The organism is Plesiomonas sp. ISS29 (assembly GCF_056522795.1).
Genome location: NZ_JAWRZQ010000001.1, coordinates 1,050,833 through 1,063,433 on the forward strand (window position 1 = coordinate 1,050,833; position 12,601 = coordinate 1,063,433).

General features: G+C 50.2%; 9 protein-coding genes. 8 read left to right on the forward strand and 1 reads right to left on the reverse strand.

The features are described from left to right. The first annotated feature begins 78 nt into the window (after window positions 1–78). The 8 genes from tolC (at window position 79) to hpt (ending at window position 11,816) form a co-directional block, all read left to right on the forward strand. Entirely contained in the window at window positions 79–1,413 is a 1,335-nt protein-coding gene (gene tolC, locus AC1HDJ_RS04715) for an outer membrane channel protein TolC (protein WP_479533773.1), read from the forward strand. A 400-nt stretch (window positions 1,414–1,813) separates the two neighbouring features. Then, window positions 1,814–4,411 (forward strand): bifunctional aconitate hydratase 2/2-methylisocitrate dehydratase, encoded by a 2,598-nt coding sequence (gene acnB / locus AC1HDJ_RS04720; RefSeq protein ID WP_479533775.1) that lies wholly within the window; start codon window positions 1,814–1,816, stop codon window positions 4,409–4,411. 209 nt (window positions 4,412–4,620) lie between these two features. Then, window positions 4,621–4,986: a YacL family protein gene (locus tag AC1HDJ_RS04725; RefSeq protein WP_479533777.1), complete on the forward strand. Its 366-nt coding sequence runs from the start codon at window positions 4,621–4,623 to the stop codon at window positions 4,984–4,986. A 250-nt stretch (window positions 4,987–5,236) separates the two neighbouring features. Continuing rightward, complete coding sequence (gene cueO, locus AC1HDJ_RS04730) at window positions 5,237–7,003, forward strand: multicopper oxidase CueO (RefSeq protein ID WP_479533779.1); 1,767 nt, start codon at window positions 5,237–5,239, stop codon at window positions 7,001–7,003. Window positions 7,004–7,213: 210 nt separating this feature from the next. Continuing rightward, on the forward strand, window positions 7,214–8,233 hold the full coding sequence (locus tag AC1HDJ_RS04735; protein WP_438622337.1) for a Fe(3+) ABC transporter substrate-binding protein: 1,020 nt from the start codon (window positions 7,214–7,216) through the stop codon (window positions 8,231–8,233). 218 nt (window positions 8,234–8,451) lie between these two features. Further along, window positions 8,452–10,086, forward strand: a complete 1,635-nt coding sequence (locus AC1HDJ_RS04740; RefSeq protein ID WP_479533782.1) for an ABC transporter permease — start codon at window positions 8,452–8,454, stop codon at window positions 10,084–10,086. A 1-nt stretch (window position 10,087) separates the two neighbouring features. After that, complete coding sequence (locus AC1HDJ_RS04745; RefSeq protein WP_479533784.1) at window positions 10,088–11,122, forward strand: ABC transporter ATP-binding protein; 1,035 nt, start codon at window positions 10,088–10,090, stop codon at window positions 11,120–11,122. Window positions 11,123–11,285: 163 nt separating this feature from the next. Further along, complete coding sequence (gene hpt / locus AC1HDJ_RS04750) at window positions 11,286–11,816, forward strand: hypoxanthine phosphoribosyltransferase (protein WP_479533786.1); 531 nt, start codon at window positions 11,286–11,288, stop codon at window positions 11,814–11,816. Here hpt and can read toward each other — a convergent pair whose 3' ends face one another. After that, window positions 11,817–12,491 carry a carbonate dehydratase gene (gene can, locus AC1HDJ_RS04755; RefSeq protein ID WP_479533788.1) on the reverse strand — a complete coding sequence of 225 codons (675 nt, stop codon included), beginning with the start codon at window positions 12,489–12,491 and terminating at the stop codon, window positions 11,817–11,819. Window positions 12,492–12,601 lie beyond the last annotated feature (110 nt).

A 12,601-nucleotide genomic window follows, 5' to 3' on the forward strand; every position in this document is an offset into this window, starting at 1 on the left:
CTTTGGTACACTAGCGCACAATTTTGCGGTGATTGATTGCATCACAACTTAGATAAAATTATCGAACAAGGAATAGCCATGAAAAAGATTCTGCCCATTTTGATCGGGTTGAGCCTCGGTAGTATCGGTTTGACAGCACAGGCTGATTCATTACTGGATATCTATCAGCAAGCAAAAGTGAATGACCCAGTACTGCGTAAAGCTTCTGCCGATCGTGATGGGGTTGTTGAGCAGATCAATCAGGCGCGTTCTACCTTGTTGCCACAATTGAATGCAAATGCCGGTGCCAACTATAACCGTGATACCAGCCGTTCGAGCGAAAGTAACGGTACACTGGCGCAGATCACCCTGACTCAGTCTCTGTATGACCGAGCAAATTGGGTAAAACTGACACAGGCTGAGAAAAAAGGCAGCCAAGCGGATGTTAACTATTCGGCGGCTCAGCAAAACCTGATTTTACGGGTATCGAACGCTTATTTTGGTGTGTTGCGTGCGCAAGACGATCTAACGGTTATTTTGGCCGAGAAAAAGGCCGTTTACCGCCAGTTAGAGCAGACCAAACAGCGCTTTGATGTGGGTTTGGTGGCAATTACTGATGTACAAGATGCGCAAGCACAATACGATCAGGTGATTGCTAGCCAAATTACCGCACAAAATTCGTTGGATAACAGCCTAGAGAACCTGCGTGAAATCACCGGTAATCTGCCAAACCAGATCAATATTCTAGATACCAAGCAGTTCAGTACCCAAAAACCGCTGAAAATTGATCAGCTGATGAAAGAAGCCGATGCGAAAAACTTAAGCCTGATGGCGGCACGTTTGGGCCAAGAGCTGTCACGTGAAAGTATTCGTTTGGCGGAATCTGGCCACTTGCCGACACTGGGTTTACAGGGTTCATTGGGTCTGACTGATACCACTGTCACGCAGGGTGCATCGCCGTCTACTCACGGTGATAATTCATCAGTAGGCATTAACCTTGCGATTCCACTGTATTCGGGTGGCCGCACCAGTTCACAGGTGAAAGAGGCTGAATTTGGCTTTATCAGCTCAAGTGAAGATTTAGAGCGTGTTTACCGTGAAATTCAGAAAAACGTTCGTGCGGCACACAACAATATTGTGGCCTCTATCAGCTCAATTGGTGCGAACGAACAAGCGGTAGTGTCTGCCAAAAGTGCGCTGGATGCGACCGAAGCCGGTTATGAAGTGGGTACTCGTACCATTGTTGATGTGCTGAATAGCACCCGCAGCTTGTATAACGTTAACCGTCAGCTGGCGAATGCGCGTTATGACTACCTGATCAACACCCTGAATCTGCAGGGGGCGATTGGCTTGTTGAGCGAGCAAAATATTCAAACGCTGAACAGCGCGCTGAATACACCATCGCCGATTATTCCTGAAGAGTCAGTGCAGTAATTTGCGCTGTTTATTGGGCGGAGTAACCGTGTAACTGCGTGAACATCAGCGTTACTTAGCCCTATGGTGTGTGAACCTATACAACCAATCGCAAGTTTCTTGCGGTTGGTTTTTTTTCATCTTTTTTATGCTGCTTTCCTCTTAAAAACGGAAAGAGAATACGGGTAACGTTTTTGCAGATGAAGATTTTGTGGCAGTTAGCAGGTTACTGAGAAACAACCAACAACTTCGTAACATTTATTTTAAGTTAAGCCTGAATTCTGCTAGTCTGAAACCCACTTTCATCTGTTCATGGGGCTGACGGATAACGGTCAGCCCATCACGATAAGCAAGACCGGCAACAACACAAGGACAGGGGTGACAGCCCCGGTAATCAGGATAATAAAAAGAGGAACTCGTCGTGCTAGAAGCGTATCGTCAACATGTAGCTGAGCGTGCCGCCGAAGGAGTGGTCGCTAAACCACTGGATGCTGCACAGGCAGCGGCATTAACTGAATTACTCAAATCCCCTCCTGCGGGCGAGGATGCGTTTTTACTCGATCTGCTGGCCAACCGTATTCCACCGGGTGTTGATGAAGCCGCGTATGTGAAAGCCGGTTTTCTGGCTGCAGTTGCTAAGCAAGAGGTTCACTCTCCGATAGTTTCTCCGGCGTATGCCACCGAGCTGCTCGGCACCATGCAGGGCGGTTACAATATCCAGCCGCTGATTGACCTGCTAGATAGCCCAGAGTTAGCCCCAATTGCCGCCAATGCCTTGTCACAAACTCTGCTGATGTTTGATAACTTCTACGATGTGGAAGATAAAGCCCGTAATGGCAACCCGTACGCACAGCAGGTAGTTCAGTCATGGGCTGAGGCCGAGTGGTTTTTATCGCGCGCGCCGGTGGCCGAGAAAATTACGGTGACCGTTTTTAAAGTCACCGGTGAAACTAACACCGATGATCTCTCGCCTGCCCCTGATGCGTGGTCGCGCCCTGATATTCCGCTGCATGCACTGGCCATGCTGAAAAACCCGCGCGAGGGCATTGACCCTGATCAACCGGGCACGGTTGGCCCGATTAAACAGCTTGATGCGCTCAAGCAACAAGGTTTTCCGCTGGCCTATGTGGGTGATGTGGTCGGTACTGGTTCTTCGCGTAAATCGGCCACCAACTCGGTGTTGTGGTTTATGGGGGATGACATCCCGCATGTGCCAAACAAACGTGCCGGTGGTGTCGTTTTAGGTAGCAATATTGCACCGATTTTCTTTAACACCATGGAAGATGCCGGCGCGCTGCCCATTGAGGTGGATGTCAGCCAACTCAAAATGGGTGATGTGATAGACATTTACCCGTATCAAGGGGAAGTGCGCCTGCACAATAATCAGCAGGTTGTTGCCCGTTTTAGCTTGAAAACCGATGTGTTGCTGGATGAAGTGCGTGCCGGTGGGCGTATCCCGCTGATTATTGGCCGTGGTTTAACCAGTAAAGCCCGCGAATCACTGGGGCTGCCAGTCAGTACGGTGTTCCGCCTGCCACAAGCCGTTGCAGATACCGGTAAAGGCTACACCTTAGCGCAAAAAATGGTCGGTAAAGCCTGCGGCGTGAAAGGCGTGCGCCCAGGAACATACTGTGAGCCGAAGATGACCACCGTCGGTTCACAAGATACCACCGGCCCGATGACGCGTGACGAGCTTAAAGACCTTGCTTGTCTGGGCTTCTCGGCTGATTTGACCATGCAGTCATTCTGCCATACTGCCGCCTATCCAAAACCGGTTGACGTGCAGACGCACCATACTCTGCCTGATTTTATTATGAATCGTGGCGGCGTGGCCCTGCGTCCGGGGGATGGCGTTATTCACTCTTGGCTAAACCGCATGCTGCTGCCCGATACTGTCGGTACCGGTGGTGATTCGCACACCCGTTTCCCGATTGGCATCTCATTCCCCGCAGGTTCAGGGCTGGTGGCTTTTGCCGCCGCCACCGGCGTGATGCCACTGGATATGCCGGAATCGGTATTGGTGCGTTTTTCCGGCGAAATGCAACCGGGTATCACTCTGCGTGATCTGGTGCATGCTATTCCTTACTACGCCATTGAGCAGGGTTTGCTGACAGTTGAGAAAAAAGGCAAAAAGAACATCTTCTCTGGCCGGATTTTAGAGATTGAAGGGCTGTCGCAACTGAAAGTGGAACAAGCTTTTGAACTGGCTGATGCCTCGGCTGAACGATCTGCAGCCGGTTGTACCATCCAGCTCGATAAAGAGCCGATTATTGAGTACCTGAACTCCAACATCGTGCTGCTCAAGTGGATGATTGCCGAAGGTTATGGTGATCGCCGCACCTTAGAGCGCCGTATTTTGGGGATGCAGAGCTGGCTGGCTGATCCGCAACTGATGCGCGCTGATGCCGATGCTCAGTACAGTGCAATTATCGAAATCGACTTGAACAAGATTTGTGAACCAATCTTGTGTGCGCCGAATGATCCCGATGATGCACGTCTGCTTTCCGATGTTGCTGGTGGAAAAATTGACGAAGTCTTTATCGGTTCATGCATGACCAACATTGGCCACTTCCGCGCGGCGGGTAAAATGCTGGATAAATTCAAAGGCCAGATCCCGACCCGTTTGTGGATAGCACCGCCAACCAAAATGGATGCCGCTCAGTTAACCGAAGAGGGGTACTACGGTGTGTATGGCCGTTCCGGTGCACGCATTGAGATCCCAGGTTGCTCACTGTGCATGGGAAATCAGGCGCGGGTACATGATGGTGCAACTGTCGTTTCTACCTCTACTCGTAACTTCCCGAACCGCTTAGGTACAGGCGCTAACGTCTATCTGGCCTCTGCGGAGTTAGCCGCGTTGTCAGCGGTACTCGGGCGCTTACCGGATGTCAGTGAATATCTGGCCGCGATGCAAGAAATTGATCTGACAGCAGCAGACACTTACCGTTATCTGAACTTTAATCAATTATCTGATTACACACAAAAAGCCGATAACGTGATTTTCCAAGTGGCATTGTAACGCTAGCGCGATGTGTACTTAACATACTCAGCGGGGAGGAAACTTCCCGCTTTTTTTTTGCCTGTTTGGTGGCATTTTTCGTTGGCCGGTGTCTGGGAAACTGTGCTGTAGGCGCGTGTGATTACGATACGATATACTCTTACAGTAGTGTTTGACCGTATGCCATGTGGTTTGCATGGCCATATCAGCAAGAATTAAAGGGGATACCAATGGATTACGAATTTCGCCGTGACCTAATGGGGGCTGTAAAAGCTCAGTTTTCGATGGGGCATGAGGCTCTGGCCTGCTGGATTAATGATGAAATTGCCGGAAATCTGCCGCTGCTGGCCGATATTTTGTCGGCGATTGATAGCGTACGCGGTTCAGAGCGGCAATGGCAACACACTGGGCGTGAGTTTAGCCTGCTGATGGATGGTGAAGAGGTGATGGTGCGTGCCAATATCATGAGTTTTGAGAGCGATCAGCTTGAAGATGATATGCAATATTATGATGAAGAGAGCCTGAGTTTGTGCGGATTAGAGGATTTTGAACAGGCACTGCTGGCCTATCAACAATTTCTAACCGAAAGAAACTAAATTTGCTCTTTTTGCACAGAAGAGTGAGATATTTTAGTGAAATGTAGCGTCAGTAAACGATACGCCAAATAGTCGAATAAAGAGGCCGTGGCTTACCTCTGATTTCATTGTATTTATCATCTAATAAACTAATAAATACAATGTGTTGCATATTATTCCCATGCGTGATTGCAGTGTGAAAATAACTTGACCTTCCTGTAAGGGGAGGGATTAATCTCTGATTAATATTTCATCAGTCATGGACAGCAGAATGCAACGCAGAGACTTTATTAAATTAACCTCCGCCTTGGGTATCGCGACCGGTTGGTCTAGCAGTGTATGGGGCGCTCTATCTACCTCATTGAGTACCCCTTTGCCTATCCCGCCGTTGCTGGAAGCAGACGAGAGCGGCACAGTAAAATTGAATTTACAAACCGGCAGCATGTATTGGCGCGCAGGTATGGCGACGCCAACATGGGGTATTAACGGTGGTTTTTTAGGGCCGGCGGTAAAATTACAGCAAGGCCAACGTACCGCGTTACAAGTAACCAATAACCTACCAGAAAGTACCACCATCCACTGGCATGGCCTTGAAATCTCAGGTGATCAAGATGGTGGCCCGCACCGGATGATCCGCTCTGGGGATAGCTGGACTGCGCAGCTTGATATCACTCAACCGGCTGCTACCTGCTGGTTTCACCCGCATCCGCACCACGTTACCGGCCGCCATGTTGCTATGGGGTTGGCAGGTTTACTGCTGATTGAAGATGAGCAAAGCCGCCGCCTTGATCTGCCTAAAACATGGGGCGTTGATGATATTCCGGTTATTTTGCAAGACCGCCGCTTAAATGCACGCGGTGAAATTGATTATCAGCTGGATGTGATGACTGCCGCAGTCGGCTGGTTTGGCGACATTATGCTGACTAACGGTGTGGTTTACCCGCAGCACGCTGCACCGCGTGGTTGGGTGCGCTTGCGCCTGCTGAACGGGGCGAATGCCCGCAGTATGCTGCTGGCCTGTAGCGATGAGCGTGATATGCAGGTGATCGCCAGCGATGGCGGTTTTTTGGCCGCACCGGTAGCACTCAAACAGCTGACTATGCTACCCGGAGAGCGTTTTGAAGTTTTGGTGTTTACCGCTGACGGTAAACCGTTTGATCTGATCTCATTACCGGTCGGGCAGATGGGGATGGGCTTAGCACCCTTTGATAAGCCGCTTCCGCTGTTGCAAATTCGCCCAAATGATAAAACCGGCGTTACCACCTTACCGTCGGCACTCGGTACGCTGGCCTCTTTACCAGCGTGGCAAAAATTCCCAGTACAAAAACTGCACCTGAGTATGGATCCGCGCCTTGATCGCGAGGGTATGCAAGCCTTAATGGATCGCTACGGTATGGCCGCGATGGGCAATATGGATCACTCGATGATGATGCAGCATATGTCGCCACCAGACAGCGCAAAAGCGGCCACAACAGGCATGGATCATGCCAGTATGGGGCACTCAACAACCAAGGCTTCCGTAGATAGCAAGGCCGACGACAGTATGGCTGGCATGGATCACAGTATGCATGCGATGCCAAAAAATGAGATGCCGAAAGAGAGCATGCCAAAAAAGAGCATGTCACACGAAGGCATGTCACACGAAAATACCGCCCCAACAGCCAAAGCCGCGGCGGATCAGCCACTTGATCTGATGAATGCTAACCGGATTAACGGGCAAGTATTCTCGATGAGTACTCCGGCTTTCCATGTGCTGCAGGGGCAGTATCAGCGCTGGATCATCTCGGGTGAAGGCGACATGATGATGCATCCGTTCCACATTCACGGCTGCCGTTTTAGGATCCTCAAAGAGAATGGTCAGCCACCGGCCGCGCATCGTCAGGGCTGGAAAGATATCGTCAATGTTGAGGGCGGAGTGAGTGAAGTGTTGGTGCAGTTCAATCATCCGGCCAGTGCTGACCACCCTTATATGGCGCATTGTCATCTGCTTGAGCATGAAGACAGCGGTATGATGCTGTCGTTTACCGTCGGTAAATAACGGCTGTTTTAGCCAATTATGTTACGGATAAAACACTCGGTGCAGACCGAGTGTTTTTTTTATACCTAAAGATATAAATCAGATGACACTTAAATTCAGATCCGTATAATCAATCGTAATGAGAGTAGTTATCACTCGTGTTATCTTGTCGCATGGCGTAGTACCCGATTTTGTGGTGCGAGGCTGGCCTTTATTTAGGGATGGAATTTAATGAAACGTACACTCGGTACTCTGACACTGCTGGCAGCAAGCGTGATTTCAGCCTCGGCATTTGCGGCAAGCAATGAAGTCAATGTTTACTCTTATCGTCAGCCATATCTGATAGAACCTATGCTAAAAGAGTTCACCAAAGAGACCGGTGTTAAAGTCAATATGGTGTATGCCGAGAAGGGGCTGGTTGAGCGTTTAAAGCGTGAAGGTGAACTGAGCCCGGCTGATGTGGTGCTAACTGTTGATATCAGCCGTGTGATGGAAGTGGTGAATGCCGGCCTCGCACAACCGCTCAAAGACCCGATTCTTGAGAAGAATATCCCGGCGCAATATCGTGATTCAGAAGGTCGTTGGTTTGCCCTGACACTGCGTGCCCGCGCGATTTACTCTTCTAAAGATCGTATGGGTGCATTGCCAATAAGCTTTAACTACGCTGATCTGGCCGATCCTAAATACAAAGGTAAAGTGTGCGTTCGCTCAGGCAAGAACTCTTACAACGTATCACTGGTTGCCTCTATGATCGCACATCAAGGCGTTGAGAAAACCCGTGCATGGCTGGAAGGCGTGAAAGCGAATCTGGCGCAAAAACCGCAGGGCGGCGATCGTGATCAAGTCAAAGCGATCAAAGAGGGTGTTTGTGATCTGGCGCTCGGCAACAGCTACTATCTGGGCAAAATGCTCGAAGATCCAAAACAGCACGCATGGGCTGAAGCGGCGGTAATCAACTTCCCGAACCAGCAAACTGACGGTACGCACGTCAATATCAGCGGCGCGGTATTGACCAAGTTTGCACCGAACAAAGAGAACGCCGTAAAACTGATGGAATTCCTCAGTGGTGATACTGCACAGCATATGTATGCGGAAACCAACTTTGAATATCCGGTAAAAGCTGACGTTAAGCCGTCAGAGCTGGTGGCATCATGGGGTACATTTAAAGCCGATACTCTGCCATTGGAAACCATTGCCAATAACTACAATCAGGCTTTAAAACTGATTGATGAAGTGCAGTTTGATCTGTAATTATGCTGTTAGGTAACTGCGCTGGCAGTTACCATTATTTGCTGTTCTCAGGGGGGATTAGACTGTGCTTATACAGTCGTCCTCCTTTTTGCTTTCTTTATATAAGATAAGCGGCATATTGAACCTGATGCCGGGCGCACACTTTTCTTCTGGTTACAGCCAACTGGCAATCAGGGTGTGGTATGTTGCCCCCATTGAATAAGTGATGAAGTTTTACCATGATCAGACAGGTTAACCTTGGTTGGAAACTCAGTAGCTGGATAGCAGGTTTGCTGCTGGTGATGCCAATTGGGGCGATTTTTTATGAAGCCAGCCTGAGTGATCCGGGTGATGTTTTTAGCCATTTGTGGAACAGCGTGCTGACGGTGTATTTGAGTAACTCCGTTTTGCTGGTGTTGGGCACTGTTGCCCTTAGTCTGCTGTTTGGTTTACCCGCTGCATGGCTGATGGCGATGTACCGTTTTCCCGGTCAAAAAGTGTTGCAGTGGGCGCTCTGTCTGCCGCTGGCGCTGCCGGGGTATTTGGTGGCATACCTGTATACCGATTTTCTGGATTTTGCCGGCCCAGTACAATCTACGCTGCGTGCGCTGTTTGGTTGGCAGAGCATGCAGGATTACTGGTTTCCGCCGATCCGTACACTCGGCGGGGCGTGCGTTATCCTCGCGTTTGTGCTGTATCCCTATATTTATTTGATGGCCCGTACGGCACTGATGGAACAATCCTCTTCATTGCTGCAATCGGCACGCCTGTTGCGAGCCTCGCCGTGGCAGGTGTTATGGCGGGTTTGCCTGCCGTTGGCACGCCCTGCGATTGCGGTGGGTGCATCACTGGTTGCGATGGAAACGCTCGGTGATTTTGGTACGGTGGCCTACTTTGCTGTGCCGACATTAACCACGGCAGTGTATGACACGTGGCTGGGGTATGGCGATCTCAGTTCGGCCTCTCGTTTGGCTTCACTGATGTTGCTGGCGGTATTCTTTCTGGTCAGCATTGAGCGTTACAGCCGCCGTCGGCAGCAGGTGTATCAAAAGGGAATGGGGCGTGAAGCCCATGAGCTGACACGCTTAACCGGCTGGCGATCACTGGCCGCACAAACCTACTGCTGGGGTTTGTTACTGCTGGCATTTGGTTTACCGGTTGGCAAATTACTCTACTGGGTTACGCACTATTTTAGCGAATCATGGACCAGTGAATTTCTGATCTACAGCGGCAATAGCCTGCTTGTTTCGCTACTGGCCGCCGGCGTGACGCTGTTGCTGGCGCTGCTGCTCAATTTTTATCGCCGTTTAAGCCAAACACCGCGCAGCGCCGTGCCGATGCGTATGGCATCACTCGGGTATGCCGTACCGGGTACGGTGTTGGCTATCGGTTTGCTGATCCCGCTGACGGCCGCTGATCACGGGCTAAATGGCATGGCTAAATGGGCTGGCTTACCGATGCCGGGGTTGATTTTCAGTGGCTCATTGCTGGCACTGGTGTTTGCCTACAGCGTCCGGTTTTCGGCCATGGCAGTCGGGGGGATTGAGAGCAGCTTGGGTAAAATATCCCCTTCGCTGGATATGGCCAGCCGTACTATGGGCTGTAAACCACTGGCGATGCTGCGGCGGGTACATCTGCCGCTGTTGCGACGCGGTTTATTGACTGCGGGCATGATGGTGTTTATCGAAAGCATGAAAGAGCTAAACGCCTCACTGCTGCTGCGCCCGTTCAACTTTGATACGCTGGCTACCCATGTGTTTACGTTTACCTCTGATGAGCAACTTGAGCTGGCGGCACTGCCGGCTCTGGTTTTAGTGCTGGTGGGGTTGTTGCCCGTGATCTGGCTTAACCTCTCGTTACAGCGGAAATCCTGATATGTATGCATTATCTGTTACCAACCTGACGTGCCGTTATCAGGGAAGAGCGGTACTGGAAAATCTCTCTCTGGATGTGATGGAAAAAGAGATCCTGTGTCTTCTTGGTTCAAGCGGATGCGGTAAAACCACCCTGCTCAAAGCGGTGGCAGGCTTGTTGCCGCTGAGTGATGGCGAAATCGTGATTGGTCAGCAATCAGTGAGCAATAAGGGGCTGAATTTAGCGCCTGAGAAGCGCAATATCGGCATGATTTTTCAGGATTATGCGCTGTTTCCGCACCTGACTGTGGCTCAGAATGTGGCTTTTGGGCTACACGGCCAGCCACGCAGCCAGAGCGATGCCACGGTGCAAGAGATGCTCTCTCTGGTGCGCCTTGACGGGCTTGATGATCGCTTCCCACATGAACTCTCTGGTGGGCAGCAGCAGCGTGTGGCCATTGCGCGTGCACTGGCTTGTGATCCGGCATTGTTGTTACTTGATGAGCCGTTTTCCAACATTGATACCCAAGTGCGCTTTGCAATGATCCAAGAGATTCGGCAGATCCTCAAAGCACGCGGTGTGGCAGCCATTTTTGTTACCCATAGCAAAGAAGAGGCATTTGCGTTTTCTGATCGCATGGCAGTGATGAATGATGGTGTCATTGCACAAATTGGTGAGCCTTCACAGCTGTATCACCAGCCATGCAGCCGTTTTGTGGCCGATTTTCTCGGCACCGCCAATTACCTGAGCGCCCGCGTGCTCGACAAACAACGTGTGGAGACTGTTATCGGCACGTTTTCGTTCCCGCAGCCGCTACCGTTTGCGTTGGAGAGCCAAGTTGACTGGCTATTGCGCCCGCAGCAGATGACATTACGGGCAGATCATAATGGCCTTGCCCAAGTGGTTGAGCGGCAATTTCTCGGCAGCATGAGTTGTTACCATGTTGAGCTGGCAGGGGTGTGCCTGATTATCAACTCTACTACGCACTTAATGCCGGGGCAGCGGGTGACTTTATCGGTGGAGAGTGAGCAACCGGTACTGTTTGCCGCAGATTAAATTTGCCGCTGACTGAATTGACCGCTGAGGCTGATTGAAATCGCGCGAATGGCACATTAAAAGTGTGTTTATCTGCATAACCGCGGCGTAGATTGCGGATACCGAACACACGGCAGCTTGTGGTAAACTTTACCTTCAATTCCCGCCAGAAAACGTGAGAAGTATGGAACATACCGTTGAAGTTTTGATTACTGAACAGGCTGTAAGAAACCGGATTGCTGAGCTGGGTGCGCAAATTACCGCACAATACAGCAACAGTCAGGATCTGGTACTGGTCGGCCTATTGCGTGGTTCATTCATGTTTATGGCTGATCTTGCGCGCGAGATTGACCTGCCACAAGAGGTGGATTTCATGACTGCCTCAAGCTATGGCAATAGCATGAACAGCAACCGTGATGTTCGCATCCTAAAAGATCTGGATGATGATATTAATGGCAAAGATGTGTTGATTGTAGAAGATATCATTGACACTGGGTACACCTTAAGCAAAGTTCGCGAGATTTTGAGCCTGCGTAACCCAAAATCACTGGCGATTTGTACTCTGCTTGATAAGCCTGAGCGCCGTGAAGTGGAAGTGCCGGTTGAGTGGGTAGGTTTTACGATTCCTGATGAGTTTGTTGTAGGTTACGGTATTGATTATGCTCAAAAATACCGCAACCTGCCTTACGTAGGTAAAGTTGTACCGGTAGCGTAATTACGCTTCGCGCGGTGCGAGTTGTTGATGCTGTTGGATAAGCGTTGACATCGCACTGCGATAGTTCATCTCAAGCGTTTCACGGCTGGTTGCGCCGACTTTCAGATCGCGCAGCTTGCCGTCTTGCATACCGTATACCCAGCCATGCACCATGACTTCCTGTCCGCGCTTCCATGCTGACTGGATAACCGTAGAGTTGCCTAAGTTATACACTTGTTCAATAACATTGAGCTCACTGAGAATATCGGCACGCTCTTCATGGGGAATTTTACCCAGCAGGTGGCTATGTTTGTACCAAATATCACGAATATGCAGCAGCCAGTTGTTGATAAGCCCCAGTTCCGGATTATCAATTGCCGCCTGCACCCCACCACAGCTGTAATGCCCACAAATAATGATGTGTTCAACTTGCAGCACATCAACGGCATACTGCACAACAGACAGACAGTTCAGATCAGTGTGGATCACCAAGTTGGCCACATTTCGGTGCACAAACAACTCACCTGGCGCCATACCGGTCAGGCGTTCTGCTGGAACGCGGCTGTCAGAGCAGCCAATCCACAGATAGCGCGGTTTTTGTGTCTGGGCTAAACGCTCAAAGTACGAGGGATCTTCGTGGCTGATATTTTCAGACCAGATCTGGTTGTTTTGAAGTAGTCGTTCAATGTTGTGCATCCGTGGCATCCCTGTTAAGTCAGTGTGGCATGAGTATAATTAGATTCGCTTAATATAAAAGACCAACTGAAAAATACAAACAGTAACTTTTATGGTAAAGCATCAAACTG